Raw genomic sequence first — 26,611 nt, forward strand, 5'->3', positions numbered from 1 at the left:
GGGCCCCTACCTCACGGTGGCGCCCCGCCAGTAGCCCGAGACGCGTTCGTTCACCTGCTCCCCGGTGAAGGTCCACGGGCCGACGCGTTCGTGGTCGGCACTGACGTTGAAGCTGGATCCCGCGGAATGCTCGTTTCTCTTGGTGACGCAGGCCGGTCAGGGCTCGATGCGGACGCGGCCGGCTACGCCCTGCGTCGTCCTCCGGGCGGACACCGTCGGCGTCCGTCCCCGCTCGCGCCCGGTGCCCGGTTCCTCGACAGGTCGGTCGGCAATTCCTTGTCTCTCCTGTCCGGCGCTGGAATACTCGGTGATCATTAAGTTCGCCGTCGACCGATACGTGCCGGCGGCGGGATCGGCGTGAGTGGTTCGGCCGTGACGAGGTCCGGCCGGTCATCGGGGGTGTGGGTTAGGGATGGCGACCGGTGCTGTGTGGGGAGATCTGGAGGCGTACTGGCCCGCCGAGGAGCTGGTGCGCAACCGGCTGGCGTTGGTCGACAAGATCGAGCAGTGCTACCGGGAGGCCCATCCCGAGCGCAAGGACCCGTCGACGGGCGATGTGACGTCGTGGCGGGAGAGCCTCTACGAGCTGGCGACCGTGCTGACCGACCTGGGGCGTGGCCAGGTGTGGATGTTCATCGAGTACCGCGTCGACCCCGGTATGAACCCGATCGACGTCGTGCTCGCCGGCGAGCACCCGTCGGGCGGGTTGAGCTTCGCCGCCGTCGAACTCAAGCAGTGGAACATCGTCGAGCGTCCCCGGGCGGACAAGCCCAAGGGTCTCTGTGCGTCGTGCCGCTCCGGAGGCGGGAACGGGCTGTGCGCGCGGTGCGCGGTCGACCGCGTCTTCGTGCCGGGCTACGACAAGCACAAGAAGCACCCGGCCGTCCAGGTGCAGGACAACATGGTCGCGCTCAGGAAGCACCACAGCATGTTCGACAGCCGCTACGTCAACCTCGTCGGCGCCTCCTACCTGCACAACCTCAAGCGCCCGGACGCGCAGTGGATCGGCAACGTCGCGCCGTGCCCCGGAATCCCGACGTTCACGGCCCGCCGGCCCGCCGACCTGCGGACGTTCCTCGAGGCCAACTTCGCCCCGGCCTCGGGTGCCGGCGCGGCCCAGGCGCTCCTGGACCGGCGGCGCTCGGAGACGCTCCTCACCGACGAGATCGGCTCGATCATCGACGGCCACACCCGCTTCAGCCTGGTGGAGAACCAGCTGCGTGCGGTGCACGACGTGATGGAGTCCGTCCGCGCCACTTCCGCCCCCGGCACCAAGAAGGTCTACGTGGTGAGCGGCCGGGCGGGCAGCGGCAAGTCGCTGGTCGCGCTGACCCTGCTGGGAGACGCGCTGGCGGAGGGCTACCAGGCCGCCTTCGTGTCCGGGGGGATCGCCTCGCGCGACACCTTCCGACGCGCGGCGCCGGGCCGACGCCGCGCGTTCACGACGCTGAGCAAGGTCGCCGACGACCGGGCGGCGGACGAACTCGACGTCATCCTGTGCGACGAGGCGCACCGGCTGTCGGAGCGCCCGATGCGCGGCTCCTTCCACATGCGCCCCGGTGAGTCGTCGGTCGAGGTGATCGTCTCCCGGGCGCGGGTGCCGGTGTTCTTCATCGACGGCGACCAGCGCCTGTTCGCCGAAGAGGTGTGGTCTCCGGAGGCGCTCGTCGAGGAGATCAAGCGTCTCGGGGCGGAGGTCGTCCCGATCACCCTGGACCGGGTGCTCCGTGCCGTCGGGAGTGCGACGTACGACGCCTGGGTCCAGCCGCTCATGGCCGGTACCCCGATCGTGTGGAACCCCGACGACGGTCCGGACCCGGAGCCGTTCCAGCTCTACTACGCCGAGAGCGCGGGCGAGATGGAGGGGTTCCTGCACGCCCGGCAGGAGGAGGGTGCCAGTGCTCGGATGAGCGCCGGCATGTGCTGGCCGTGGACCGATCCGAGCGGCACGGTGCCGGATGTCGCGCCGGACGAGGAGTGGGCCCGTCCGTGGAACGCCGGGGACGATCACAGCACTCCCGGTGTCCCGAAGCGCAAGTACTGGGCGACGGATCCCGGGGGCTTCGGGCAGATCGGCTGTGTGCACACCGCGCAGGGGCTGGAGTACGAGTGGGGCGGCGTGATCATGGGCCCCGACCTCACGTGGGAGCACGGCGGCTGGACCGTGCATCGCGAGCACGTGCTCAGCAAGGCCGACCGGATACGGTCCGACGAGGAGCTCGCCCGGGCGATCCGCAACGCCTACGGCGTCCTCATGACACGCTCCATCCGCGGCACGGTGCTGTACTCGGTCGACCCGGCGACCAGACGGCTCTTCGCCGATCTCGGTCTCCAGAAGGTCTGAGCCCCGATGACCGACGGCGCCCGCCGGGCCGTCCCCGGACGGCCCACGACGGGAAGCGGGAACCTGCCCCTCGATCCACCGCTGCCGCCCGGCTGGACCCGCCGCCGGGTCGGCGCGATCGCCACGGTCCAGCCCGGCCGGGGCGCCTCCCGTGCACGGGTCCCCGGAACGCTCACGCGGCGCCAGCTGAGGTGCTCCAACCTCGGCTGGGGCGTGCTCGACCTCACGAAAGTCGCGACCACGGAACTGACCCGGGAACAGGCCCGCAGGTACAGCCTGCGCTTGGGCGACATCCTCCTGGCCGAGGCCTCCGGGAGCGTCGATCGCATCGGCCGTCCAGTGCTGTGGAACGGCGAGATCGAGGACTGCTCCTTCCACAGCGGTCTCATCCGCGTCCGGCCGGTCCCCGGGGTGGACCCCCGCTACCTCTGTCACGCCCTCTCCTACGACGCGTTGCGCGGCGAGTTCGGCCGCCGTGCCAGGGGCGCCACCGGGCTCAAGCACCTGGGCTCCACCGCGGTCCGGGAGTGGCGCGTCCCGCTGCCGCCGCCAGCCGAGCAACGGCGCGTCGCCGACGCCCTGGACGGGCTGCTGGGCCGTCTCGACGCGGGCGAGGCGGCCCTGGACGCCGCGCGTCAAGGGCTTCCCCGCCTGTGGGACAGCGTCCTGAACGCCGTGGTCAGCGGACGCCTCACCGGCGACGACATCACCGGCGGGACGGTCCCAGGGCCCGCCACCGGGCCGCTGCTGCCGATCGGCGAGGTCGCCGAGGTCACCGCGGGGCTGCGCACGCCGAAACCTGCGGACAGGGGCTCGGCGCATCCGTACCTCGGCGTCGCGAACGTCGCGCGCGAGAGCCTGACGCTCGGTGATGTCCGCCAGGTCACCATCCCCGAGCACGCCCTCGACTCCGTGCGCCGCCACCTCGTCGAGGTCGGCGACCTCCTGGTCGTCCGGCAGAACGGAAGCCTCGAACGCATCGGCCAGGCCGCCACCTGGCACGGCGAGCTCGCCGGCACCCTGTACCAGAACCACCTCGTCCGTATCCGGCCGGGCCGGCGGCTCCTTCCGCGGTTCCTCGAACTCGTCTGGAACGCCCCCGCCACCCGCCGCCGCCTCCAGGATCAGGTCAGGGGCACGACGGGCAGCCTCTCCGTCCGTCTCGAGGACATCAGGGCCGTCACGATTCCCGTTCCCGCCCTGCCCGTCCAGGACCGGCTCGTACGGGCGGCGGAGGTCTGGAGGGAGCACGTGCGCACCACCGGCGTGCGCGTGGACGACGCCCGCCGATCCGGTCCGGCGCTGCGGCTGTCGATCCTCGCCCAGGGGTTGTCCGGCCGGCTCACCGGCCACGGGGCCGCCGACGGCCCCACCCGGCCCGGCGGTCCGACCGGCTTCCCCGAGACCGGCTACGAGCAGCAGGAGTTCGACTTCCGATGAGCGACAGCCGCCCCACCGACCCGTCCCTGCCGCTCGAGGAGACGGAACCGCCGAACGCTCTGGCGTACCGGCTGTGGAGCCGGTACGAGCGACTGCGCGAGGACGGCGTCCCCGGCTGGATGTTCCTCGAGACGGTCTCCCACCTCCTCCTGCTCAAGCGGGCCAGCCGACCGACCGCACCTCCTCCCGGGCACCCGGCCCACCCGGAACTCACCGCCGCGTCCGGCGCCTGGGCCACCCTCCGTGCCGCACCGGACGGCGATCTGCCCGAGGTGTACGAGCGGATCCTGAAGGAACTCGGCGACCGGCCCGACACCGCCCTCGGTCGCGCGCTCGCCAACGCACACGGGGCCGTCGCCGACCCGCTCCTGCTCCGGGAGCTGATCGACGACCTGGAGGAGGGCCTCGCACCGGGTCCCGGGAGCGAGGAGGAGGGCGATGTCCTGGAGGCCCTGTTCGAACTCGCCGTCCAGGACACCCGGAGAAGCATCCCCCACCACACCCCGCGCTTCCTCGCCGACACCCTGGCGCGCCTCACGGGGCCGGGCCCGGCGGACAGCATCGCCGATCCCGCGTGCGGAACGGACGGCCTCCTCGCCGCCGCGCTTCGCCGCATCCGCGAGCAGCACCCCGACACCGTGGTGCCGCCGTCGGGCGGACACCGCCTCGAGGGCAACGAGCCGTCCCCTGCGAGCCGCCTGGCCGGCGCCAACCTGCTCCTGCGGGACACCGGCTGGTACGGCGGCCCGGTCCACGTCACCGACACCGACCCGCTTGACGCGCACCCTTTCACCCAGGCCGACGTCGTCCTCGGCAACCCGCCGTTCGGAAGGCTGGACACCCCGCCGGAACGCCCCGACTTCGCCGTCCGGACCCGCGACAAGGCCCTCAACCACCTCCAGCTCGTCATGTCGGTCCTGGCCCCAGGAGGCAGGGCAGCGGTGATACTGCCGGACGGCGTCCTGTTCGGAAGCGGCCCCGCGGAGGCGGTGCGGCGGCTACTGCTGCACGACTTCGACCTCCACACGCTCATCAGGCTGCCCACGGGGATCTTCCACGGCGCGCCGGGGGTCCGTACCAACGTCCTCCACTTCACCAAACCGCGGGCACGGTCGGACACACCGGCCACCACGCACCTGTGGGTCTACGACGCGCGCACCGGCCACTCGTTCCACCCGGCACAGCGCCCACTGCGAGCGGAGGACCTGACCGGCGCCCTCGAGGCCCTGCGCCCAGGCGACCGTGCCTCCCGCACGGAGACCCCGGACGGCCGCTTCAAGCGCTTCACCTACCAGGAGCTGGTCGACCGGGACGACGCCACCCTCGACCTGTTCTGCCCGATCGCGCAGCCGACCCCACCGGACGACAGCCCGCCCGAGGCCATCGCAGCCGAGATCGCAGAGAACCTGCGGGCCGCACTCGCCCAGTTCGAGGCCATCACCCACACGCTCGCCCAGGCGCCATCGCCTTCCCCGCCTTCGGCTTCGGCGGACGTCACCGCCCCCGCCTCCGGCGGGTGATTTCGGGCGTCCCGTCACACCGCCGTTCGAGACCGTTCGCCACGCCGCCGCACCTGCGGGAGGGGCCCGTCCGACAGGGTGCACGCGCCCTGCCCGGGATCGCCACGCCCAGGAGACCCTGGCCGACGCGCTGGGAGTTCACCGCTCGACTCGTCCTGGGCCAGTACGAGGCCGCCGCCACCGGCTTCGACCGGGCGATTCGAGCGCTGCCGGCCGCGTTCCGGCGCGACCGCGGGGTGTACCTGGCTCGGGCGGCGGGAGCCCAGCTCCACGTCGTTGGTCCCGAGCAGGCGGCCCTGACCGCAGCTGAGGCCCTGTCAATTGGAATCAGCGTTGGCTCCGGAGCTGGTCACCCTGAAGCTGGGTGACCAGCTTGCCGAGCGCGCGGACGTGCCTGCGTCCGTCCACGCCGATCACATCGACTACCGCGAGGAGTGGCGCCTCCGGCCGCCATCGGACGGTCGCGGGTCGGCCCTTCAGGCCGGGCGTAGTGACGGTGTGAGGCCTGATCCGGCGGGCTGCCGTGGGAGCAGCGTCGTTCGGGCGGTGCGTAGGGCCGCCCGGACGCGGGCGGCTCCGGCGGATGCCACGGCCGCGGTGCCGGGTTCGCCGCCCGACGTGGCGCGCCGTCCGCCGAGGCCCGAGCACGCGGCGCAGATGCCGGGGCGCGGGACGGGGTCGTGGCAGGTGGCGCACTCGGCGTAGCGGGGCCGGGGCTGTCCGGACGGCTGGTACGGGGTCCGGTCGGGCGGCAGTTTGTGCTGCAGGCGGTGGCGGAGGACACCGGCCGGTGAGTGCACGGGGGTCGGCAGGCCGGGTAGGAGTGCCTGGGCCAGTTCGGCGGTGGTGGCGCCGCGCTGGAGCCATCGGGTGACGAGCGGGGCGAGTTCCTTCGCCTCGGTCTCGCCGAGGCGAAGGCGTGGTTCCGGGCGGATCACCCGGAACAGGGTCGCGATCGCCTCGCGGGTCTGTTCGTCGGGTGGTGCGGACGGTCGTCGGTCGCTATCGGGGTTCGCCTCCCGCCGATCGGGCCGATCCCGCCGATCGGGCCCATCCGGCCGATCCCGCTGGTCGGGCTGGCCGGGCTGGCCGGGGCCGTCGGCCGGTTCGGCTTCGGTGGGATGGGAGGGTTCTTGGTACCGGTCCTTTACAGGGGTGCCTGCGGCGCCGGTCGTCGCTGGACCGGACGCCGGACGGGGGACACCCGGTGGCGGCCCGAGCTGCGGGGTGTCGTAGACGTGGGCCTCGGACCGGATGGTGCCGTCGGGCATGCGGACGGTGTCGACCCGGTAGTACCCGGCCTGGGTCAGTTCCTTGAGGGCTTTGCGGATCGCCCCGCGCCCCTGGGTGCTGGTGTCGGCCATGTGCCGGCCGTCCTCGCGCCAGCCGTCGGGGCGGGAGAGGAGGTCGGCGAGGAGGCCGCGGGCGGTGAAGCCCAGCCGGCGGTCCTGCAGCACGGCGTTGGGCAGCACGGTGAAGTTGCGCGCGTGGGCGGTACGATGGATCTGCATCGGGAGTCCTAGCTCCTGTTGCCGGACCCCGGAGCGTTGGCGCGCTGCCGGGGTCAACTGTTTTCGGTTGGGTTACGGAAGGTACCACGCCGCTCGCGGGGACAGAGACCGTTCGCAGCAACGGATGTGACGGTCACTCACTTCTCCGACTCGTACTACCGGTGGATCGCGTGGGAACGGCTGGAGTCCTGGGGTGAGGACACTGCGGTCCTCATCGCCGCAGACGAGGAGCACCGCGCCGCGGTGAGCCGGGCGCGGGCGCTGGCCGAGGACCCGTTCGGCAACGGCCAGGGGGAGGTGATCGGTTGGCTGGCGCAGCAGCCGGGTGGAGGACCGGCTCGTCCACCGCACGGCGCACGGGCGGCTGCTGTACAGTCCCGCCGCCGACCCGGTCTTCGCCGACCTCGGCCTGGCGATCCGCTCCCAGCGTGCGGGCGACGTCGACCTGACCCGGCCGCAGGTGAGGGCGATGCTGCTCACCTGGCGCCCCTGACCGAAGCCAGTCGGCCCCCGAAGCAGGCGAGGCATCGGAAGCAGGCACAGCAGACGCACGATCCACGTCATGGGGTGCCGGGTGCCACCGCCATCGCACGCCACCTCAGACAGGCCCGCCCAAAGCGGAGATCCCGCTCCGCCGAACCGGCCGAGCGGGATCCCCGTGTCCCTTCACGAGTCGGATCGGACTCGTGCGGCGCACGGGCGCGCGCCCACCGGTGGGGTCAGCCGCTGACCTCCAGGGTGGTGGGCCAGCGGTCGCCGATCTTGGCGAACAGCGCCTTGATGTGGTCCGGGTGCAGCTTGATGCAGCCGTACGAGCGGTAGTCCTGGTCGCCGTCCCAGCGCGTGGACTCGGGCTCCTTGGCGGTGCCCTGGCTGCCGTCCGCCTTCATCTCGCTGTGGATGAACAGGTCCGACCGCAGGGTGCCGTCGGAGCACTTCTTGTCGGAGAGGGCGATGGCGAAGCCCTTGATGACGCGGTCCCGGTGGGTCTCGTGCCCCTCGATCCGGTAGGTGCCGTCGGGCAGCCAGCCCTTGCCGGTCCGGCAGCTGTCCCGGCCCTCGGCGCTCGCACCCAGGCCGGACCCGGCCCGGTAGGAGGCGACGGTCCGGCCGTCGACGCGCAGCGAGAGGGTGGAGCGGTCGGGGTGCTCGTGGTTCTTCACGAAGGCCAGCCGGACGCCGTCGTCCGCCGCCTGCGACGCCAGGGCCGTGGGCGCGGTGCCGACCGTGAGCGCGGCCGTCAGGCCGGCGGCGACCAGCAGCGTGGTGAGGGGGGACCGCCGGGAGGTGGTGCGGTGGGAGTGCGAGCGGGTCGTGCGCATGTCCTGCTCCTGTCCTGTCTGTTGCCGGGGTGGAGGGCCGCCGTGGGCCATGGGCCGTGAGCCTCAGGACCGGGTTCCGGCGACGTCACCGAGCCTGCCGGTCGGCGGGGTTGGCCGTCCATCAAGTGCGGAACAGTGGAACTTGCACTCTGTCTTGCACTGCGCTGACCTGCTCCTGAGCGCCTCGCGGTGCAGATCGGACCACCCGGGAGGACGCCTGTGGACCAGCGCGGGAAGGCATTCGAGGAGACTGCGGGCGCGTTCGCCCGGGCACTGGACGACTGGGCCCGGTGCCTGGCGGACGCCACCGACGGCGCCCGGCGGCCCTCCCGCAAAGTCCTCGTCCGGCGGCTGCGACTGGCGGGACACCGGATCGACGAACCACTGCTCTCCTACTGGCTGAAAGGACACCGCCAGCTCCTCGCCGGAAAGGCCAACCGGGTGCCCTCACCGACCGACACCGCCGCACTCGCCCAGGCGCTGCGCCCGGACGCCGCCGCGTCGGCCGAACTCCTCATCGGGCACGGCGAGGCGGTGGACCTGCTGCGGTCACGGCTGCGGGAGCTCGGCGGCGCCGGGTGGCGGCGGAAGGTGGTCACCCACCTCGGCGACGCGGTGCCACCCGCCTGTGACGGGACGGACGGCGACGGCCGGCTCCACTCCGCAGGACACGCCGACGGCGCGTTCGAGGACGTTGACACAGCGGCGCGCACCGGGGCCGCGCGCCTCCCCCGTACGACCGTGCGCCGATGGCTGCCCGTGGCGGCGGCCGTCATGGTCGCGGCCGCCGTCCTGCCGCTGGTCCTGCTCACGGGGCGCAGCGGCGCGGGCACGGACCAGGCCGCTCCCGTGCCGCCGCCACCGCCGGGCGCGAGCGGTGCGGGCGAACCGCCGACCGCCGCCCCGGAGCGTGCGGACCTGCCACTGCTCTCCCCGGCCGCCGGGGCCCGCACCGAGATCGGCGGCAACCACCGGTGCGGACGGATCCGCTACATCGAGGGCCTCGCCTGGACGGCGTGCACCCGGGTGGACGAGTCCGGCCTGAGCTTCGCGGTCCACCTGACCAACACCGGCCCCGAGGCGGTGACGGTGCAGGCCAAGGTCGGCTGGGTCCGCACCCGCGCCAGCCACCCGTGCCCCGGCCCCTGGGGCACCGGCGTGCGGGTCGTCGTGGCCCCCGGCCAGTCACTCCTGAGCCCCGCGGAGCAGTGCGTCCAGCCCCTGCTCCCCGCCACCGCCTTCCAGGCCCGCGCCGAGGTCGGCCTGCTGGACGCGGCCTCCCTCTACCGCGAGATGTCGATGACCGTCCACATCCAGCCCGACGGCCGCACAGCGATCTGGGCCGACGAGGCCTGAACCCCGTCGGCCCCGACCTCGCTCCACCGGGCTGCTCTCCCGCCGTGGCCGGCTCGGGTGTCCTGCGCCTTGCTTTCCTGCACCCGCACCGAACGAACGGTGACCGCTTCACCCACGCGGCTACCAGGGTCCAACGCCACGTTGAGCCCCCTGGACGACAACGCGCCAAGCCTTGCAAGGAGGTGGCAGAGCCGCCGCATCGCCCCAGGTCGCAAAGGGGTCCTCCCCGCACCTGCGGGGGTCAGCCGGCCTCCTCGATGGTGCCGGAGAGGCGGTATGCGGTGGAGGTGTCGACACCGAGGGCAGCAAGCAGGTCGAGGGCAGCGGTGAGGGGCGGGGCTCCGGCCAGGCGAGCGGCCGCTAGGTGGGCGGGGAGGCGGCCGGCGGCGCTCAGTGCTGCCCATTGGGCCGCGGAGAGGGCGAGGTAGCGCAGGCCTGGAAGGTCGGCCAGCGACGCCACGTCCGAGGTGGGACAACGGGACAGGTCGAGGGAGCGTAGCGCGGGGAGGGTACGCAGCGGGGCGAGGTCGAGCGGGGCCTGGGAGCCGATGGCGAGTGCGGCAAGGCGGGGGTGGTCCGCGAGCGGGGTGAGGTCGCCCTCGGGGGCGAGGTCGATGGCCAGGTCCTCGATGGGGAGTGCTGCTAGGGGGGACAGGTCGGTGGTGGCGCAGCGGTTGAGGTGCAGGCGCCGCAGGTGCGGGGTGGCGGATAGCGGGGCGAGGTCGACGGGTGACGGGGCGTCGTTGAGGTGGATCGCCTGGACGCCGGGCGCGAGTCGTTCGTCCAGGGCTGAGACCACCAGCGTGCGCGGGCCCTTCGCGCACTGCTGCGGGGCGTGCGGATCTGGCAGGTCCAGGGCCTGGCCGAGCCAGGCGGTGACGGAGGAGGCGACGTAGCGGGGGCCGTCGTTGAAGTCGCGGCCGACTTCGATCACCTGGCCGGGGCGGCCGGCTGCGGCCGGTGCGAGGTCCACGGCGAAGAAGTTGCCGTCGAACCCGGTGGCGAACGGGAGCCAGCCCGGATGCCCGGAGCAACGGCGCACGGTGTTCGGCGGGTCGGCGTCGAGGATCACCTGGTTCCAGCCGAGCTGCCAGCCGAACCAGGTCGGGATGCCGATGTAGTCGTCCCGCCGGGCCAGAGCTGCGTCGAGCGGCAGCCAGCCGTACCCGGCCAGCGCCTCGCTGTCGCCGTCTCCGTCGGCTTCCAGGTAGAGCGCCCGCAGGTCCGCCGGCAGCGGTCGGCCGAGGCGGCGCTCGGCGGCGGCGAGCTGCTCCGCAGTGACGGGCGCCGGCATCTCCGGTTCTGCGCCGGAGCGTTCAGCGTGTTGCCGGAGTACGGCCCGCAGCCGCTCGACCGCCTCTGCCGGGTCTCCGGCTGGGCGCGGCACGGACTGCTGTGCGCTGTCGGCTGCGCCTGGTTCGGACGGTTCGAAGCCGGGGTCGAGAGTCAACGTCCAGCCGTCCTCGGGGCCGCCCCCGGGCCGCAGCCCGTCTCGGAAGACCGCCAGCTCGAAGGCACCGGCCGGGCGGCAGACGATCTCGAGGGCGATGCCCTCCCAGCCGTGGCTCTCCCGGAACCGGGACGCCAACGCGGCGAGGCTCTGGTGTGGGAACGGCGTCCGGAAGAAGGAGTGCGGATGGCTTGGCACCACGTACCCGCCGCCGGACAGGCCGACGCCCCCTCGGCTCCCGTGCCCTCGTAGCACGCACTTCGTCCAGCCCTCCGGCGCCTGCGCGACGACCTCCGCCGTGATCTGTCGCGCCGCCTGTTCCACCGTCTGGTCCATGCCCGCCCCTTTCGCCCGCACTGTTCGGGCGATCATTTCAGCGGGCTACGACAGAGCGGCCGGAGGGAGGCGCCCGGCCAGCCGTATGCCCCCTGCGATCACCCGCGGCACTGCCCTGAAGGCCCTGATCCGACCTGCTGAGAAAGGCGCCTGCTTATCAGGACACCGGGGAGCCGCGTGCCCCGTGCCGGTGGCGAAGCGCTTACTCAAGCATTGTCCAGCCACAGGCCCTTGTACTGGATCTTGGGATGTCGGTGGTCTCTCGTGGTGGTACCGGCCGGGGTATAGCCGCATGACCGCAACAGGTCCGCCGTTGTGGCTTGGTCTCGTTCCTCGTTGTAGACGCCGATGATCAATCGGCCGCCCGGGGCAACGACATGGTCCAGCAGATGGGCTACGTACGCTCCACGCAGGTCGGCCGGCACGTAGTCCACGCCGGTGCGGGCGGCGTCGAAGCGGTGTGGAGGATTCCAGCCCATCGCGTTGGCGGTCCAGATCCGACGCGCCCACTGCGGGCAGCGGGATCGAGCGAGGTCGGCAAGGGCGGTGGAGATCTCCACCCCGTAGGGCTCGATGGTGATCCCTGCTTCAGCAGCCCAGTCGGTCAGGCTCTCCATCAGGTGACCGTTGGCGCATCCGATGTCGAGGAACGTTCCACCTTGCGGCGGGAGCAGGTCGACGAGCAGGCCGCGGGCTTCTCGCCAGCGGGTCTCGTCGCCACTGTGGCCGGACTGGGCCCGCGGGTTGTCGCCGTGGAGGTAGGCCGGTTCGATGACGTCCAGGACGGCGGCGTGCCACTCGGCGGCCGTGATCTCGCCCGCCTGGTACGCGTCGTCGATGGGTGCCAGATCGCTCCAGCCTCGCTCCTTCGCGCTCGCGATGTCCTCGGCGTCCTGGCCGGCCGGACGGCGCGTGGTGGGGTCCATGCGGACTCCTTCCCTATTCGTCGATGTTGGCGCCTTGCGGGCAGGGTGACGGTTCAGTCCCCTTGAAGAGCGAAGATCAGCCGCGCGGCCTCCCGGTGCGCCGGCCCCACTCGTGGGTCGTTCGGACCTGCGTGTGGGCCGGCGATCTCCGCCAGCACGAACAGCTGCACCACCATCCCGTCGCGGCTCTCAAGGTCTGCCCGGCGCTCCCTGCGTACCCGGTCCGCGAGCGCCGGTACGGCGAGGGAGGCGGCGTACAGCGACGCCGAGTCGAGTTTGCGTGGCGCCATTCCCCAGTCCTCCCAGTCGAACACGCAGAACGCATCGGGACCGGTGACGTTCGCCCGGTTCAGGTCTGCGTGAGCGGGACACCGCTGCTTCAACTGAGTTTCGTGCGCTCTGGGGAAGGCGGCCTCGACTGGGTCGTCGACCAGCTGTCGACTGTTTACGAGTCTGGCTCGTAGGTGGTCACGAAGTCCCGCTCAGTCGATCCGACTGGGCGGGATCTCTACTCTCGCCAACCGCGGACATCGTAGGGAATGCCAGGTGCGGCAGACAGCCAAACAGCCAACCACCTCTGGCGCTTGGAGAAGCAAATCTGCCAGACAGCCAGCCCAGCCCAGAGAGCGGACAAGGAGACTGCATGACAGTCCTGGCGAACGGTTCAACGATCGTCCTTGCCCGAGGCGACGCCCATTGCCCAGCCCACATCCGCTGGGATCCCAGCGGCCCCTGGGCCGCTCTGTCAGAGTCCAGTGACATCCTCAGCCGCCATGGACACCCAGCAGTTCTGGAAGCTGATCGAAGAAGCTCGCTCGCAGGTGCCGGCTCCGGACGACGGCGACGCCGTCGCCCGACAGGCCGCCGCACTGCTTGCGCTTCGCCCAACCGGGGAGATCGTCGCCGCTCAGCAGGTCCTGTGGGACTTGATGGCCGATTCATACAGAGGCCCGCTCTGGGGCGCCGCCTACATGATCAACGGCGGTTGCTCCGACGACGGATTCGACTACTTCCGCGGCTGGCTGATCACGCAGGGGCGTGCAGCCTTCGAAAGCGTGATCGCCGATCCCGACAGGCTCGCCGGGCTCCCAGCTGTACGCGCGTTCGCCGCCGATGGGATCGACATCGAGTGCGAAAAAGCCCTGAGCATCGCCTGGGACGCTCACCATGAAGCCACCGGCGAGGAACTCCCCGGTGACGCCTTCACCATCCGGTACCCGGCTCTGGACCCGGATTGGGGCTTCGACTTCGGCGACGGCGACCAACTGAGACGACGCCTGCCGCGCCTCGCAGCGTTGTACTCGGGCTAGCGGCTCACTTCGACTTGTGGCGGGCCATCGTCCGCGAGCTCAGCGAGGAACTGCTCGGCAGCAGCGAGGACTACGGCAGTGGCATCCGCCCCATTGACTACTACGCCTGGCCGTTCAACCAGGCCCTGAGCGCGGCCCGAGCGGCCGGAACGCTCCGGGTGTACTGGCTGGGGTTGGGCATGGACCCGCTCACGCTCGTCACCGACATGCTGACCGTCGCGGTGTTCGACGCCGAGCTGTTCGACGAGACCTTCGCGCGGATCGCCTCCACCAACGAGGAAGGCCACCGAGTACAGCTGGAAGACGGCACCGGGCACGCGGTGGGGATTCCGTTCACGGCTGGAGCAGCGCTCCTTCAGCTGGCATGGCAGCACCGCGACGTGCTCCTGAACATGGGGGCTGAGCGGGGACGAGAGCATAGCCTCGCGTGATCTCAATGCCGGCGGACGCCACCCCCTTCGCGCTCCACCCCGCAGCAGACCAAGGAGATCAGGTGACCCTCGTGCGGCCCAGCCGACAGATGCAGTCCCTCAGCGTGATTCAGCAGGCCCCCCATCCTCCACCGGGCAGCCGAGCCGCTCGACCTGCCGGCTGAGGCAGAGGCTGCTCAGATCGTGACCGACGAGCTGTTCGGCGCGATCGACCGGATCGGCCGCGTCCACGCCTTCGCCAAGGGCATGGGCATCGCCGCCCCGCAGATCGGCATCCCACGGGCCGCCGCCATCCTGCTGCCGCCGACGGCTGGCACCGACCCGAACGCGGCGGTGACCGAGTTGCGGCTCGGCCTCGACCTGCCGGCCGATGCGATCGCCACGTCCGGCGAGTGGGGGTGTCCAAGCCGAACCGGGCTTCTTTGAGCGGGTGATGGCCTCGGCCCCGGCGAGCCTCACGAGATCGTGTACGTCGGCGATCACCCGGCGAACGACATCGGGCCAGCCAAGGCAGCGGGCCTGAGAGCCGCGCACCTCCGCCGCGGTCCGATCGGCCTCACGGCCAGCGCGGCGCACGCAGACTGGACGGTCGAATCGCTGATCAAGCGGGCTGAGCTGCTGGCCGGCCTGTAACCGGAACGCCCCGGCGGCATGGCCGCCGGGGCGAATCCGCTCAGCTCCCGCAGACACCAGTACCGTTCCGAGTGCGACCACGGAGCGGGGCCGCACTATGCCCGGAACCACCGCTGCCGCGCCCGGTCGGCGGGTCGAAACAGCCCGGCACACCGCTGGCTTGACGCGTCGTGAGGTGTGTGAGGCGGCCAGCGTGAACCTCAGCATGGTCCGCAAGACCGGGGTGGTGAGCGCCGGACCTCAGACGCCGTGCTCGACGCCCTCGCGCAGGCACTCCAGACCACGCCGGACTATCTGCTGGCGGGACCCCGGCGGGCGGATAGCCGGGTGCAGCAGGCAATCCCCAAGCTGCAGCGCACGCCCCCGCAGTGGCGCGGGGGGCGCGAAGCCGTGGCTCATCCGGGACCGCCACACGGGCGGGGTCACCCTGGAGAACGGCCGCCCCCTCCTCCTCGGCACGGAGGCCGATGCCGACGCCTGGCGGCTCCGTCAGGTGCGGCTCGCCGGCTACCGCCGCGGTCGGCCTGGCCTTCTGCCGAATGAGCGCTGCCAGCGCGACCGGTCCTCCCCGCAGGGGTGACCGGATGGATCACCGACCTGGTGGAGACGCGAGCACCCGCCTCCCGCCGAGCATGGCGTGATTGTCGACGTCCCGTAGAAGACTGCCTTGTTCGACCAGCAATCACCTTGCCAATATGACGGATTGGGACCGTTCACCGGATCGTGTGGCATCTGTCGCGACACGCCGACGCCGCCTGATCCGGCCGCCTACAGTGGGACACCTGCTCGAGCACTTACCTGCGACAAACGATCACCAGCTCGATCACGATCTCGCCATGCCCTGAACCGGCCGCGCGCTCCGGGCCGGAACCTCCCGCCCCCGGAAGGAAACATCCCGTGCCGCACACCCTGGTCGTCGGAGTCCACCTGGTTCTGATCGAGAACGGCCGGGTGCTGCTCGGACAGCGCGCCAACACCACGTTCGCCTCCGGCCACTGGCACACCCCGGCCGTTCACTAGGCAAGCTATGTGTCGGGATTCAAGTTGTCGGCTTTGCATCTCCAACCTATCCGGCGACGCGTCGAGAAGATCGAGACATGGCATGAGCATCACCACTTCGAGTGACGCCCTGATGCTGGGGCAATGTACTGCCAGGGCTCTGGTCAGCGCGGGACCGGCTCCTCCCAGCTTCCGGCCACGGCGGTGACCGTCAAGGGACCGCGGGACCTGGCTACTACTGGGCGATACCCCCGCTGCTGCCTGATCCGCAGCCACGTCACGACCGGAGCCTCGTCCGACTCGCTGAACCTTCCCCGGTGGCTATGCAGGCCAGCACCTCAGCAGCCACCGCTTAAGGAACGCCTCAAGTAGCCGGGCATCTACTCCAGTTCGGGCTGGACATCCGCCCTGATGGGCCTCCCCCAGCTGCCGGCGGCGGTCCTCACGGACCGGTGGGGATTAGCGCCGAAACGACCACTGCCTGGCCCATTCGGGAGGCTGCTGGGCCGGTACGCCACGGAACTCCGAGACCACCCCACCCCAAGCTTCGCCGGGCCACAGCGGATGCTGGTGAAACTCCAAGCGGTTGACGGTCCAGCGGTCCTATCGTCTCGACCATGGATGCAGAGCAATTGAAACGTTCATCCCAGCGATGGATGAGTGCCGCCCTTGCGGCCTTTGTCGAGGGCCCCGAGAGCTACGACTTCGCCGTCCACCACGCTGGTATCGCGACAGAGCACCTGCTCAAGGCATACCTCGCTGGGCTTCATCCAGCACTGATCGTCGACGGTCGTCACTTCGACTCGTTGCTGCATGCCACGGGCCTGGGATCCCACGCAGTTCCACTGACCAAGGTCAGGACCATCGGCCTCGCTGAAGCCCATGAGCGGGCGCTCAAGCTCCTGCCCCGGAAGCTCCCGATCGACAGGAAGGCCCTGGAGCCTCTGGCGGACGCCCGCAACGGAGTCGCCCACAGCGCGATACACGACGCGACGCAAGCTGAAGCCGTCTTCACGATCTGCCTGCGCCTGGTCGACCCGGTTCTCGAAGAACTGAAAATCGAACCAACTGGCTACTGGGGTCCATACCTCGTCCTGCACGACAAACTGGTCGATGAACAGGTGCGGCAGGAACGAGTCGCAGCGGAAGCCCTACTGGTCAAAGCTCGCGCAATGTTCGAACAGCGCTTCGGGCACCTGTCACGTAAAGAGCGTGATGTGGTCCTGGCCGCAATCACCAGTCAGCCGATGATCACAGCGAGCCGAGAAGTACCTACGGAATGTCCGGCCTGCGCTTCTCAGGGATGGCTGGCCGGCGAGGTGGGAGTCGTCCACACTCCCGACCGCATCGGCGACGCCCCAAGGGAGCTTTACCTCGAACCCTATGGGTTTCACTGCGCGGCGTGCGAGCTTGAGGTGGGCAGCAACCTTCTCATCCACTTGGGCGACCTGAGCCAGATCAGGTTCTTGGAGGACGACCTCTACAACTACGTCGGGGCTGAACCGCCGACAGACGCAGACGGCTACAGAGACCGATGAGGTGTTGCTCGGACTCAGCCGGAGGCCGCCACCGCCTGGACGCAGATCGAGTCAACCGGGTTCGTGACACGGTCGCACTTCCCAACCGAGCTCATCCCCGATCATGACACCAAGCCGACGCTGCCCGAGGTGACCCGTGCCGTCCCGGGCAGCGCCGCAAATCGCCTAATCAGTCAACTCCAGCCCGAGGTCGGCCGCAAGCTTCTTCGCGGCGTCCAGATCTTCCGCCGCAGCGTTCCCGCGCAGGGCGAGGGAGATCGGCGCGTCCGCCTTGTCCAGCGTTGGGATCATCACGCCGATACCCACGAAGGGAGTGGAGTCCGGAAGCAGATCGGCCAGACGACGCGCCCAGCTCCCCGGCGACCTCATCCACGACAGACCCGTGCGAGCAGCGTCGATGAGGAGGATGGTCGGCCTGGCCTCGGCCTGCTTGATCTTCTGCGGGTCGGCCAGCACCGCCAGGACCTCGGACTCGACGTCTTGAAGATGCCCGGACAACTCAAAGCCGTCCTCGACGACGACATGCGGTCCAGGCATCAGAGGGATGGCCTGGTCGAACACGCGGACAGCGAGGGCCAACTGTTTGGTCGCCGCCCACGGCTGTTCCAGCTGGAACAGCTCCGTCCCCCACGCGCTGTCCCGGACTCGGTCGAGCGTGTTCGTGACGATATTCTCGATAACGTCGGCCTTGACCACGAGAGGCCGCTCGCGGCAGGCGAGATAAACGGTCACCTCGGCCCCCACCTGGGCCAGGGCGGCCGCCAGCTTCTGCTCCAGGTCCTTGAGCCCGTTGAGTCGACGAGCCTTCACCTCAACCCCCAGATTCGCCTCCCTGAGGATCAGGTCCGGCTCCGGAGTTCCCTTGCGAGGGCCGAAGTCGAAGCCGACTCCAGCAACGGCAAGCTTCGCACCAGCGACAAGCTCGGCGCGGACGATCAACAGATCGTCGTCCGTCTTGGCCTTGAGGAAGTCACCCTTCGGCCCACTGAGCCGCTGCGGCTGAGCTTCCTCCAGTATCCGGATGATGTCGTCGAACGCCTGCAGGATGGTCCGTCGATAGCTGGTCGGGTGATCGCTCTCCTCGGCCGAATCGAACAGTTCCCGCAGAGGATGGTTGCCAGGAGCGCTGGCCATCCAGCTCCCGAGCGCGGGAAACGTGCTGGACTCACTCATCTGACGTCCTTAGGGATCATGCCGGAGGTCTGGCCACTCCACGGCAACCCGCCCCAGGGTACTCCTGCCACACGAGCGATCGCATCGAGTTCTCGATACCCGAACAGGCAATCAACAGACCTACCCCGCCCCACCCATTCCTCACATTTGTGATAGCCGTGATTACAAATAGTGACTCTGCCACCTCCACCGCCTGAGATCACCGGACGCGAGACCCGAAACGGACCGCGACCGATACGCTGGATCAGTGCATGACGAGAAGTCACAAACCGAAGCACGCAACGGGCAGGGCAACAGCAGCGTGCTGGACAACAGCCAGTTGCGGCGCATCGCCGCTGAGCACCGTAGATTCGTGGCCATAACGTGCTCGGGATGTGGGTCAGCTTCGACAAGCAAAGTCGGATGGTCGGTGGCGGTGAAGTCGTCGTTGAGACACACGGCGGCGCCCGGCCTGCAGACCACTGACCGCATCCAGCTCACCTGACAACTCACTATCGGATCGGTAGACGGGTGACCCCTGAGGCTGAACCGAGTTCGGTTTTTGCTTGTTCGAGTTCGAGTGACAGCTCGGCGATGATCCGGCGCATCACCTTGGTTCTCGAGCGTTCCTCGGCAAGTTCGGTCCTCAGCTCCGCTGTCTCTGCCTTGAGAGCGCGGTTGGCGTGGACGAGTTCCTGCATCGCGGTCGGGGTGGAGTCCTGGGCCTTGACTCGGGCCTGGAAATCCTGGACGAGGTCGGTGTGGCCATAGACGATGTCGCGTCGAAGACCGCTCTCGGTGATCAGCTCGGATGCCGTGAGTTTTCCGGACGACGAGCGTAGGGGTGTGCCAGCCAGGAGGCGCTCGGCAGCCGCGCGGATAGCAGCCCGATCGGCGTCCTGGTCGCGTGGTCGGCGTCCCATCACTGCTCCTGCGTCTGGTTGTTGGAAACGGTCGTACGCTCGTGCGCGTCGATGATGGCGCGGCTGCCGGCGGCCAGCGCTGCTGCACGGTCGCGCAGAGGGCGCGGTGTCAGCCGGTCCGCGGCCGTGGCCTCCCACCGCTCGAACCGCAGTCGCTGCTCGACGATGCTGCGGTCGGTGTAGGCCAGGTTGGTGCAGGCCGAGCGGCATTCCGACTCGTGGGGACCGTCCTCTGCGGGCAGGCCGGCCTCGAGCCGGGCCTGGCGGCAGGCCGCGGTCTCGCGTCGCCACACGCAGGTCATACCCTCGCCGTGGTGGATGTTCGGGTTTGCCTGGTCCAGGAGTCGCTCCACGCTCTTTCCGGCAGTGACCACGCGTCCGGCGAAGCGGGCACGAGCTCGTACTCGGTGCCGATACTCGTCGGCCGAGGGCCCGGACACGTGCTCGCCCTCATCGAGCAGGCGCGCGTCCTGCTCGTTCTGTTCCAGCACCATCTCCAGGGTCTCGATGTGGATGTCGTCCATCCACGTCGTGTCGGAGTGCCCTGCGTAGCTCAAGGTCACTTTGGTGTGGACATGGGCGTACTGCAGGGCAGCTGCCACCAGGCCGCGTGGCCGGCGGACGATGAAGTACGCCAGTGTGCGGCGGAACCGGCTGGCATGGAGGTGTTTGGTCGGATCCGGTGGGATCGGTAGGGCTTTGCCGGGGCGGTGGAAAGTCGCGTTCACCCAGGCCGGGAATTCCTCCAGGTCGTTGTTGATCGACCAGCCCTGGCGGGCGTTGAACTCGTTCGGGCGTGCGGCGTGCGCGTTCGTGAAGCTGGCAGGAAAAAGGAACGGGTAGTCGCCGAGGCTCTCCAGCAGGGCGATTGCGGCGTGGACGGGGGCGACCACCACCCATGGACGCTGGTCCTCCGTCGCCTCCTCGGGTAGCAGTGAGGCGCGGTCGAAGCCCTTGCCCCGGCGGCCGACGATCAACAGCTCTCCGGTCTCTTCATCGACGTCCCGGCAGCCGGGCCGCAGGTTGAGCACCTCGCCCGGGCGAGCGCCGCTGAGGTAGCAGATCACCACGAAACAGGCCGCCGCGACCATGCGGACCAGCGTCCGCAGCTCTGTGAGGGTGATGGGCGTCTCGCGCCAGGGCCGGCCGTCGATCAGCCCGGCTATCTGCCCGACGTAGGTGTCCTGTGCGATCGGCAGTCCTGAGTCGATCAGCATCCGCTTCTGGTTCGGGGTGATGCCCACACGAACCTTGAGTTCGGGCGTGCGGATCATGCGCTTGATGGCGTGGCAGTTGACTGTCACCGTGCCGTCGTTGTGTCGGAGGCCCGGAAGGGACTCGCCGGTGCGGCGGCACTGCTCGAGGTACTGCAGCAAGCGGTCGGCGGTCCGCCCGCGGTACTCGGCCTGGGAGGGGTGAACGCCCGCGTTGATCTGCTGGTGGGTCACCCAGGCGTCGCGGACGTCCGGGCCCACTGACTCCACGACGTGCAAGGCCCAGGCCAACAGGGCAGTCATGGTCTCCGGGGCAATCCGGGGCGTCTTGTTGTCCCGGCCTTCGGCCTGGCGCTTCGGATCATCGTCGGACGCTTCCGGCCACGGATAGCCAGTGGCCAGGCGTCCTTCCTCGGGCAGGTGCGGGCCGTAGAGCCACAACGTGCGGACTGCGGCCAGCATGTCGATCTTCCGGCCCTCTTTGCGTGCGAGGCCAAGGACATGCGCGCGATAGGACTCCAGGTCCCGCGCAGTGACATCGCACAGGCGTGTGATCTCGTGGCCGTCGAGCCACTTCGCGAAGATCTCCAGATCCATGAACCAGTAGCGGAAGGTGGCGACGCCCGCGCGCTCACCGCCGCGCTGCAAGGTTGGATCCCCGGGGTAGGGGTGGTCGAGTGCGGCCAGGAAGAAGGTCTTGAACGGGAGTTGGAGGGAGTTCGGATAGCGGACCCAGGACAGAGCGGCGATGTTGACGTGCGCGTCGGGGTGCGCGGGTTTGATGTGCCAGAGCGGATCGCCGAAGCGGGAGAGCAGGGCCGGGTCGGTTCCCGCGCGAAGAGGCCGGTTGCGCAGGACGACCGTGTCCGCGGCCGGCCACGGACTCTCATGCTGCTCGACCGGCAGGAGCGAGGCTGTGGTCATCGCAGGTCCAATCGGCCGTCGAGGAGATCGTCGACCAGGTGCTGGTGGTCGTCCGTGAGGTCCGCGCGGGCCCTGCCGCGCTCGGCGTCGGTGTAGTGGTCGATGATGTCCTCTAGCTGCTGCAGGGGATCACGGAAACGGGAGCGCCAGATCGCCGGGTCGAGGTTCGGTCGGCGCTGGAGGATGCCGTCGCGCACGGCCAGCTGGATCGGGAGCTGATGCGGGAGGGCCCGGGCGTTCTCGCAGCTCAGGCAGTCCAGAAACGAGGCCGGGCATGGCCGGCCGGGGTCCGCGACGGGACTGGCGAGATGGTCGACGCAGCCGACGGTGGCAGTGTCACGCTGGGCATCGAGGAGTTCCTTGAGCGACTGCGGCTCCAGCCCCACCTGGGCGGCGGCCCCGGCCAGGTCCTGGCGGGCCTGGGCGACGAAGTCCGCGGTGAAGACCGGGACGGCCTGCACGGCGCGGGCTTTGGCCACCTCCTGGCGCAGGGCGGCGCCGACGACCCGTCGGCTGTCGGCCTGCACGGTGCGGCTGCCCTTGAGATAGAGGTCGTTGAGGGTACGCCGCGAGTGCGCGACAGGATGGCGCCGTCGCTCCAGCGCCGTCTGCCGGATCCTCTTCACGTCCACGGCCGGCGGGCCGCCAGGCACGGCGTTCCTGGCAGCAGGAAAGCCGTGAGATCGTGCCCACGCCAGGACATCGCTGGCGTCCGTCCCCGAGCCCCAGAACGATCCGGTCTTGCCGCTGCCGAGGTACAGCGAGGCGAACGCCGCCGACGACCCTCCGTGTCGGCGCGGCAACTCGCTCAGCGACAACAGCAGTTGGTAGAGCCGCAACGGTGAGAGCATCAGGCGGTGTTCCTCGGCGCTCGCGGCGAACAGGTCCGCGAGATCGGCGGGCAGGTCCTCAACGGCGGCGATCATGTGCTCCCGCTCGGGACCGCAACGCGGCTTGACTTCCTCGATCAGTACGATTCCGTCGTCCTCACGCGCCCCGCCGGGACGGAAATGCGCGGCAGGCCAGGCCGCCACCGTGCCGAAGTTCTCCTGGGTCAACCCAGTCAGCAGCAGGCAGAACGCCGTCGCCTCCGACCGCGTCAGACACAGGCGAGCGGCCAGGACACGAAAGCCGCCCGCTCGTGCTACCGCCCTCGTATGGTCGCCAGAAGGTGTGCGAGGAAGCTCTCCGGTGCGGTCGAAAATATCGAGAAGCGAGCCGACCTCCGCCTGGTGCAGGCTCAGGGCCGGGTCGCCGGCGCGCCACCGGGCCACCAGGCGGCGCCCCGACTCGATCCTCTCCCGAGCAAGCCGGACATCGCGGCGGGCGGCCGTCGTGATCGCCTGCCAGTCCCTGGCCGGATACGCGCCGGGCCGCTCGATCTCAGGCCCCTTGACGCGCACGTTCAGCAGCGCCTGCCGGGCGGCGTCAGGCAGCTCTGGGTCCTCTCGAAGCAGCGTACGCAGGCGCTTCACAGCGTCGTGCTGGCCGTGCCGCCCTTCGTGGTGGTCGACGAACGCCTGGATGTGTCGTCCCGTCAGTTGCTCAGGCGATGTGGGCTGCGGATCGCAACCTGCAAGCACGTCGGCGAAGCCGTTGGCGGTGTAGAAGTGTCCCTCGGCGGTCCCGAGGCGCTTGCTTGCTGTTCGGGCTGTCCCGACCCTCCGGCTGAAGGACCGGGCCAGCCACTGCTGCATGGCGGGCGCGACCTTGAACGTCGAGAAGTCATACGTCCTGGACCGGCGGCCCGACTCCTCGAGGAAGCGCACCAGCACCCCGCCGTCCCCGGGCAGGAGTCCACGCTGCGGCGGCTGCCAGGACGGCTCCGGCAGGGACGCCCGACGCCCTCCCCGGCTCACCGTGCTCCCTTCACACCGCGCATCACCAGCGCACTGTCCGCCGCAGCCGCACGGACCAGCGCGTCCACCCCCGCCTGCTCATCCTCATCCAGCAACGCCATCAGGTAGTCGACCTGGAGCCCGGTGAACGGCTCCAAGTAGTAGTCGCGGGTCGTGTCCGGGTGCGCATGTCCCATCAAAATCGACAATGCATACCAAACATCACCGAACTGGTCACGGAGGTCCATGAGCTGCTCATCGGAGAAGCCGTCGACATGGGGCTGCCAGACGAGCGACAGCACCAGGAACCAGCGCAGGGCAAAGGAGTGGCGGAGCATATGTGCCCGTGCCCACAACGGGCATTCCGCCCGGCGCCGCTCGCGCTGCTCGGGCGTCAGCTTCTCGGCTGCTAGGTCCACCCACAGGTCGGCGATGCGCTCGTTGGCGTCTCGGAAGGTGTCCTCCCAGCCGCCTACCTTCTTCGGCAGCCCGTCGTGCGAGAGCCAGAGCGCCAGCGGCTCAAGACCGTTGGGCGTCCGGCGGAACAGAAGTCTCCGCTGATCCGGGCCGATCACATCGAGCGCCGTCGGCACCGACGATCCCGACCGCCCCTCCAGATGGAGCTCCCGCGTACGCGGGCTGTAGCCCGTCACGATCCACACCCCGGCCAGGCGGTCGTACCGCCCGGCGCGCTGGGCACGGCGGATCACCTCCGCCCGGGAACCCTCCCACTCATCGAGGTAGGAGGCCACCGAAGCCATCACCCGGCGCGGGATCCGGTAGTGCCGGCCCTCCTTCGCCCCCTTGATGCACGCCGCCGCCAGCCAGGCTCGCGGGAAGCGCCCCTCCCCGGATAGCGGCAACTCGACATCCAAGATGCTCGCCCACTCCTGGACCCGCAGGCCGGTCCCGTAGAGCCCGTCAACGAAGGCCGTGTCCCGGTCCTCGTTGTACCCGCGCCAGCCGCTTCGCCGCAGGCCGTCGAAGCCGTAGCCGCGCAGGCCGATGTTCCGCCACTGCTCGAACCCGATTCGTAGCAGCCATTTCACCTGGCGCCGCCGAGTCGCGGTTGGCCGGATCGGATCCCGCCCGTTCCTGGCCAGCGGAACTCCGTCCTCATTCAGCACGCCGGACGGGCGCCTCGATCGCTCGGACTGGCTCGGCAGCGACAGCACGGGATTGTCGGTGCCGTAGCGCGGCTTGGCCCACGTGTAGAAGCAGTTCAGCGCCGCCCGGTCGGTGTCGAAGCTCGTTCCCCTCACCCGCTCCTCGTTGCGGACGTCGGTGATGCGCCAGTCCTTGAACGCCTCGATGTCGCCCGCCGTGGCCTCGTCCCAGGCACGGCCGAAGACGTGAAGGAAGGTCAGCCAGACCGCGAGCGAGTACGCGTACCGGCGCATCGTCCTCACCGGCGCGCCGGCCATCGAGCCGGTGCGGAAGAAGAGGTTCACTCGCGGGTCCGCATAGCCCGTGGGAGCGATCAAGATCGGAGTGCCGTGCCGAGCCCCGTTCCGAGCAGCTCGCTCGTGGACGTCGCCGAACCACGCGAACTCCTCCTCGGCGGCAAGCGGAGCGGCTCCCACCATCTTGTAGAAGTCAACGGACCAGCGCCCCAGACCATCCATAATTCCCCCATGCTCAGAGAGTTATTTCTACAGCACGCGGATGCCCGGAGAACGGTCGGCCACCTCGAAGCCGGAGAGTCCGTCCTGGCCGGCATGGCCCGCGAGGCCGACGAGGAACTCGGTATCACCATCCGGGAGGAGGACCTCGGCCTGGTGCACACCCTCCACCATCTGGACGCCGACGACGGCGCCGGACGCCTCCAGCTGTTCTTCGCCCCGCGCGCGTACACCGGGAAGATCACCAACCGTGAACCGGCCAAGTGCGCCGCCCTCCGCTTCTGGCCGTTGGACGGGCTTCCGCAGCCGATCGTCGGATACACCGCGAACGCGATCGCGCAGATCACCGCTGGCCGCTCGCTGTCCGTCGTCGGCTGGCCGGCATGAGCACCTCGTGCCACCCGGGCGCCGGGGCGCCTGTGGGGCACGCGGAGAGCCGGCTCGTGGTCGTCCGGGGGAACTCGGCGTCGGGCAAATCGTCGGTGGCGGCGGGGATCCGGGAGCGGTTCGGCCGGGGCCTGGCCGTGGTCGCGCAGGACAACCTCCGCCGCATCGTGCTGCGCGAGCGGGACCGGCCCGGCGGCGCGAACATCGGCCTGATCGACACCGTCGCACGGTACGCGCTGGACGCTGGCTACCACGTCGTCATCGAGGGCATCCTGTACGCCGACCACTACGGTGAGATGCTCACGCGCCTGGTGGACGACCATCTCGGCGTCACCCGCTGTTACTACCTCAATATCCCGATCGACGAGACGCTGGTCCGGCACGCCTCGAAGGCCGATCGCGAGTACCTGGCCGCTGTCACGGAGCGGGAACTGCGGGACTGGTACCGCGAGCACGACGTTCTGCCGGGCGGGATCGAGACCGTCATCGGCAGCGACAGCACCCTCCGCAACACGGTCGACCGCATCATGCGGGACTCCGCGCTCTCGGCACTGCCCGCGTGTGACAACTAGATGCAGCTACTCGAGCACCCGCGTCCAGGCCATCGGCGATCATTCCAGCCCGGCAGGGACCACTCTGTCGCACGAGACGAGCAGGCTGCCGTTCGAAGCCACCGCCCACGACCCCACCACCGACCGGATCGCCACCGTCCGCTACCGCAGCACAGTTGGGCCCCGGGACCCGCGTAGACGATCCCCGGCGGGAGCGTGAACCCTGGCGAGGAGATCCCCAGCGCCAGGCAGCTAGCCCTGCTTGCATCAGGCATCAGGCTCGGGTGTGCCAGTGTGCGAGTAGGCCGGTTGCCGCGTCGACAGGCGTCGGCCTAAGGTCCAAGGCTCAGCCGCATCTCGTGTCAGCGACCGTTCTGCAGGCCCAGTCCTTCGCGGAAATCCGGAAGCGCGTAGTGCTCCGTGTCACGTCCCGGCATCTCGAGCTTCTTGAGCTGCCCTCCGACGATATGTGACACCAGCGGTACGGGAAGGGCGTCGGGCCAGAGGCCAATGCGCTTGCCCTCCGTGAGTACGCGCCGGAAGGCTCCGGTGGAGCCCCGCAGGTTGCGGCCGTTCGCCTTCAACTCGTCTGCGGCGCACTCGCCTTGGCCTTCGACGACCTGGAGCAGGATCTGCTGGGCCCGGGGCGGGAGGCGTTCGTAGTACGAGCGGGCCCGCTCCGCTGTCCAGCGGTCGTCGGGCACCGCGGTCACGACAGCGGCCGGCATCGCGGCGAGGGCGAGCAGCTTCTCGAGTGCCTCGGGGGTCGGATTCTCCACGGTGATCGTGATCTTCATGGCGGACACCCTTGCACCACAGAGTGCTGAACACAAATAACCACGACAGACATCCTGGAAACAGAGGGCACTTCGACGCTTCTCATG

General features: G+C 69.8%; 24 protein-coding genes and 1 pseudogene. 14 read left to right on the forward strand and 11 right to left on the reverse strand.

Annotated elements, in window-relative coordinates; genetic code table 11:
* The first annotated feature begins 412 nt into the window (after nucleotides 1-412).
* Genes AB0F71_RS18575 through AB0F71_RS18585 form a run of 3 tightly spaced genes read left to right on the forward strand, consistent with a single transcriptional unit; the run spans nucleotide 413 to nucleotide 5,304 of the window.
* Nucleotides 413-2,344, forward strand: coding sequence for a DNA/RNA helicase domain-containing protein (locus tag AB0F71_RS18575; RefSeq protein ID WP_360235080.1), 1,932 nt, complete (start codon nucleotides 413-415; stop codon nucleotides 2,342-2,344).
* 6 nt (nucleotides 2,345-2,350) lie between these two features.
* Nucleotides 2,351-3,784 (forward strand): hypothetical protein, encoded by a 1,434-nt coding sequence (locus AB0F71_RS18580; RefSeq protein WP_360235083.1) that lies wholly within the window; start codon nucleotides 2,351-2,353, stop codon nucleotides 3,782-3,784.
* Nucleotides 3,781-5,304 (forward strand): N-6 DNA methylase, encoded by a 1,524-nt coding sequence (locus AB0F71_RS18585; RefSeq protein ID WP_360235086.1) that lies wholly within the window; start codon nucleotides 3,781-3,783, stop codon nucleotides 5,302-5,304. Before AB0F71_RS18580 ends, AB0F71_RS18585 begins: the two co-directional genes overlap by 4 nt.
* A 476-nt stretch (nucleotides 5,305-5,780) precedes the next feature.
* Here AB0F71_RS18585 and AB0F71_RS18590 read toward each other — a convergent pair whose 3' ends face one another.
* Nucleotides 5,781-6,815 carry a hypothetical protein gene (locus AB0F71_RS18590; RefSeq protein ID WP_360235089.1) on the reverse strand — a complete coding sequence of 345 codons (1,035 nt, stop codon included), beginning with the start codon at nucleotides 6,813-6,815 and terminating at the stop codon, nucleotides 5,781-5,783.
* A gap of 325 nt (nucleotides 6,816-7,140) precedes the next feature.
* On the opposite strand from AB0F71_RS18590, the gene AB0F71_RS18595 reads away from it, so the two are divergent.
* Entirely contained in the window at nucleotides 7,141-7,308 is a 168-nt protein-coding gene (locus AB0F71_RS18595; protein WP_360235092.1) for a hypothetical protein, read from the forward strand.
* A 226-nt stretch (nucleotides 7,309-7,534) separates the two neighbouring features.
* Here the strand turns inward: AB0F71_RS18595 and AB0F71_RS18600 are convergent, their stop codons facing one another.
* Entirely contained in the window at nucleotides 7,535-8,137 is a 603-nt protein-coding gene (locus AB0F71_RS18600) for a L,D-transpeptidase (protein WP_360235095.1), read from the reverse strand.
* 219 nt (nucleotides 8,138-8,356) lie between these two features.
* Between AB0F71_RS18600 and AB0F71_RS18605 the strand changes: the two genes are divergently transcribed.
* Nucleotides 8,357-9,493 carry a hypothetical protein gene (locus AB0F71_RS18605; protein ID WP_360235098.1) on the forward strand — a complete coding sequence of 379 codons (1,137 nt, stop codon included), beginning with the start codon at nucleotides 8,357-8,359 and terminating at the stop codon, nucleotides 9,491-9,493.
* A gap of 241 nt (nucleotides 9,494-9,734) precedes the next feature.
* Here the strand turns inward: AB0F71_RS18605 and AB0F71_RS18610 are convergent, their stop codons facing one another.
* The 3 genes and pseudogenes from AB0F71_RS18610 to AB0F71_RS18620 all read right to left on the reverse strand — a co-directional run.
* Entirely contained in the window at nucleotides 9,735-11,279 is a 1,545-nt protein-coding gene (locus AB0F71_RS18610; RefSeq protein ID WP_360235101.1) for an SMI1/KNR4 family protein, read from the reverse strand.
* Between the two features lie 206 nt (nucleotides 11,280-11,485).
* Nucleotides 11,486-12,205 (reverse strand): class I SAM-dependent methyltransferase, encoded by a 720-nt coding sequence (locus AB0F71_RS18615; protein ID WP_360235104.1) that lies wholly within the window; start codon nucleotides 12,203-12,205, stop codon nucleotides 11,486-11,488.
* Nucleotides 12,206-12,258: 53 nt separating this feature from the next.
* Nucleotides 12,259-12,597, reverse strand: a pseudogene (locus AB0F71_RS18620) (hypothetical protein); the annotation flags it as partial.
* A 381-nt stretch (nucleotides 12,598-12,978) separates the two neighbouring features.
* Here AB0F71_RS18620 and AB0F71_RS18625 point away from each other — a divergent pair.
* From AB0F71_RS18625 to AB0F71_RS18650, 6 genes are all read left to right on the forward strand, one after another.
* Nucleotides 12,979-13,515 carry a DUF4240 domain-containing protein gene (locus AB0F71_RS18625; RefSeq protein ID WP_360235107.1) on the forward strand — a complete coding sequence of 179 codons (537 nt, stop codon included), beginning with the start codon at nucleotides 12,979-12,981 and terminating at the stop codon, nucleotides 13,513-13,515.
* A 14-nt stretch (nucleotides 13,516-13,529) separates the two neighbouring features.
* Complete coding sequence (locus tag AB0F71_RS18630; protein WP_360235110.1) at nucleotides 13,530-13,946, forward strand: hypothetical protein; 417 nt, start codon at nucleotides 13,530-13,532, stop codon at nucleotides 13,944-13,946.
* A gap of 183 nt (nucleotides 13,947-14,129) precedes the next feature.
* Nucleotides 14,130-14,372: a hypothetical protein gene (locus AB0F71_RS18635; protein WP_360235113.1), complete on the forward strand. Its 243-nt coding sequence runs from the start codon at nucleotides 14,130-14,132 to the stop codon at nucleotides 14,370-14,372.
* Nucleotides 14,373-14,411: 39 nt separating this feature from the next.
* Nucleotides 14,412-14,579, forward strand: coding sequence for a hypothetical protein (locus tag AB0F71_RS18640; RefSeq protein ID WP_360235116.1), 168 nt, complete (start codon nucleotides 14,412-14,414; stop codon nucleotides 14,577-14,579).
* Nucleotides 14,580-15,476: 897 nt separating this feature from the next.
* Nucleotides 15,477-15,599 carry a hypothetical protein gene (locus AB0F71_RS18645; RefSeq protein ID WP_360235119.1) on the forward strand — a complete coding sequence of 41 codons (123 nt, stop codon included), beginning with the start codon at nucleotides 15,477-15,479 and terminating at the stop codon, nucleotides 15,597-15,599.
* Between the two features lie 596 nt (nucleotides 15,600-16,195).
* A complete protein-coding gene (locus AB0F71_RS18650; protein WP_360235122.1) occupies nucleotides 16,196-17,116 on the forward strand; it encodes a hypothetical protein in 921 nt (306 codons plus the stop codon).
* Nucleotides 17,117-17,281: 165 nt separating this feature from the next.
* Here AB0F71_RS18650 and AB0F71_RS18655 read toward each other — a convergent pair whose 3' ends face one another.
* Complete coding sequence (locus tag AB0F71_RS18655; RefSeq protein ID WP_360235125.1) at nucleotides 17,282-18,289, reverse strand: hypothetical protein; 1,008 nt, start codon at nucleotides 18,287-18,289, stop codon at nucleotides 17,282-17,284.
* Between the two features lie 247 nt (nucleotides 18,290-18,536).
* Here AB0F71_RS18655 and AB0F71_RS18660 point away from each other — a divergent pair, with 247 nt between their 5' ends.
* The gene (locus AB0F71_RS18660) at nucleotides 18,537-18,773 is read left to right on the forward strand and encodes a hypothetical protein (RefSeq protein WP_360235128.1); all 237 of its coding nucleotides are present in this window, start codon (nucleotides 18,537-18,539) and stop codon (nucleotides 18,771-18,773) included.
* A gap of 7 nt (nucleotides 18,774-18,780) precedes the next feature.
* Here the strand turns inward: AB0F71_RS18660 and AB0F71_RS18665 are convergent, their stop codons facing one another.
* The 4 genes from AB0F71_RS18665 to AB0F71_RS18680 all read right to left on the reverse strand — a co-directional run bounded on the left by AB0F71_RS18665 (nucleotide 18,781) and on the right by AB0F71_RS18680 (nucleotide 24,792).
* On the reverse strand, nucleotides 18,781-19,191 hold the full coding sequence (locus tag AB0F71_RS18665) for a hypothetical protein (protein WP_360235131.1): 411 nt from the start codon (nucleotides 19,189-19,191) through the stop codon (nucleotides 18,781-18,783).
* Nucleotides 19,191-21,329, reverse strand: a complete 2,139-nt coding sequence (locus tag AB0F71_RS18670; protein WP_360235134.1) for an integrase — start codon at nucleotides 21,327-21,329, stop codon at nucleotides 19,191-19,193. Before AB0F71_RS18670 ends, AB0F71_RS18665 begins: the two co-directional genes overlap by 1 nt.
* A complete protein-coding gene (locus AB0F71_RS18675; protein WP_360235137.1) occupies nucleotides 21,326-23,104 on the reverse strand; it encodes a hypothetical protein in 1,779 nt (592 codons plus the stop codon). The genes AB0F71_RS18670 and AB0F71_RS18675 overlap by 4 nt, the downstream gene beginning before the upstream one ends.
* Before the next feature lie 80 nt (nucleotides 23,105-23,184).
* On the reverse strand, nucleotides 23,185-24,792 hold the full coding sequence (locus AB0F71_RS18680) for a site-specific integrase (protein WP_360235140.1): 1,608 nt from the start codon (nucleotides 24,790-24,792) through the stop codon (nucleotides 23,185-23,187).
* A gap of 9 nt (nucleotides 24,793-24,801) precedes the next feature.
* Here AB0F71_RS18680 and AB0F71_RS18685 point away from each other — a divergent pair, with 9 nt between their 5' ends.
* Together AB0F71_RS18685 and AB0F71_RS18690 are read left to right on the forward strand one after the other, a co-directional pair.
* Nucleotides 24,802-25,176 (forward strand): NUDIX domain-containing protein, encoded by a 375-nt coding sequence (locus AB0F71_RS18685; RefSeq protein ID WP_360235143.1) that lies wholly within the window; start codon nucleotides 24,802-24,804, stop codon nucleotides 25,174-25,176.
* Nucleotides 25,173-25,748, forward strand: a complete 576-nt coding sequence (locus AB0F71_RS18690; RefSeq protein ID WP_360235146.1) for an AAA family ATPase — start codon at nucleotides 25,173-25,175, stop codon at nucleotides 25,746-25,748. The genes AB0F71_RS18685 and AB0F71_RS18690 overlap by 4 nt, the downstream gene beginning before the upstream one ends.
* Before the next feature lie 341 nt (nucleotides 25,749-26,089).
* Here AB0F71_RS18690 and AB0F71_RS18695 read toward each other — a convergent pair whose 3' ends face one another.
* A complete protein-coding gene (locus AB0F71_RS18695; protein ID WP_360235149.1) occupies nucleotides 26,090-26,524 on the reverse strand; it encodes a hypothetical protein in 435 nt (144 codons plus the stop codon).
* Between the last annotated feature and the right edge of the window lie 87 nt (nucleotides 26,525-26,611).

Origin of the sequence: Kitasatospora sp. NPDC028055 (assembly GCF_040637885.1) — a bacterium.
GTDB lineage: Bacteria > Actinomycetota > Actinomycetes > Streptomycetales > Streptomycetaceae > Kitasatospora.

Coding starts and splice junctions, on each gene's coding strand:
- AB0F71_RS18575 (WP_360235080.1), top strand. CDS start 413: ATGGCGACCGGTGCTGTGTGGGGAGATCTGGAGGCGTACTGGCCCGCC.
- AB0F71_RS18580 (WP_360235083.1), top strand. CDS start 2,351: ATGACCGACGGCGCCCGCCGGGCCGTCCCCGGACGGCCCACGACGGGA.
- AB0F71_RS18585 (WP_360235086.1), top strand. CDS start 3,781: ATGAGCGACAGCCGCCCCACCGACCCGTCCCTGCCGCTCGAGGAGACG.
- AB0F71_RS18590 (WP_360235089.1), bottom strand. CDS start 6,815: ATGCAGATCCATCGTACCGCCCACGCGCGCAACTTCACCGTGCTGCCC.
- AB0F71_RS18600 (WP_360235095.1), bottom strand. CDS start 8,137: ATGCGCACGACCCGCTCGCACTCCCACCGCACCACCTCCCGGCGGTCC.
- AB0F71_RS18610 (WP_360235101.1), bottom strand. CDS start 11,279: ATGGACCAGACGGTGGAACAGGCGGCGCGACAGATCACGGCGGAGGTC.
- AB0F71_RS18615 (WP_360235104.1), bottom strand. CDS start 12,205: ATGGACCCCACCACGCGCCGTCCGGCCGGCCAGGACGCCGAGGACATC.
- AB0F71_RS18625 (WP_360235107.1), top strand. CDS start 12,979: ATGGACACCCAGCAGTTCTGGAAGCTGATCGAAGAAGCTCGCTCGCAG.
- AB0F71_RS18650 (WP_360235122.1), top strand. CDS start 16,196: ATGGATGCAGAGCAATTGAAACGTTCATCCCAGCGATGGATGAGTGCC.
- AB0F71_RS18655 (WP_360235125.1), bottom strand. CDS start 18,289: ATGAGTGAGTCCAGCACGTTTCCCGCGCTCGGGAGCTGGATGGCCAGC.
- AB0F71_RS18665 (WP_360235131.1), bottom strand. CDS start 19,191: ATGGGACGCCGACCACGCGACCAGGACGCCGATCGGGCTGCTATCCGC.
- AB0F71_RS18670 (WP_360235134.1), bottom strand. CDS start 21,329: ATGACCACAGCCTCGCTCCTGCCGGTCGAGCAGCATGAGAGTCCGTGG.
- AB0F71_RS18680 (WP_360235140.1), bottom strand. CDS start 24,792: ATGGATGGTCTGGGGCGCTGGTCCGTTGACTTCTACAAGATGGTGGGA.
- AB0F71_RS18685 (WP_360235143.1), top strand. CDS start 24,802: ATGCTCAGAGAGTTATTTCTACAGCACGCGGATGCCCGGAGAACGGTC.
- AB0F71_RS18690 (WP_360235146.1), top strand. CDS start 25,173: ATGAGCACCTCGTGCCACCCGGGCGCCGGGGCGCCTGTGGGGCACGCG.
- AB0F71_RS18695 (WP_360235149.1), bottom strand. CDS start 26,524: ATGAAGATCACGATCACCGTGGAGAATCCGACCCCCGAGGCACTCGAG.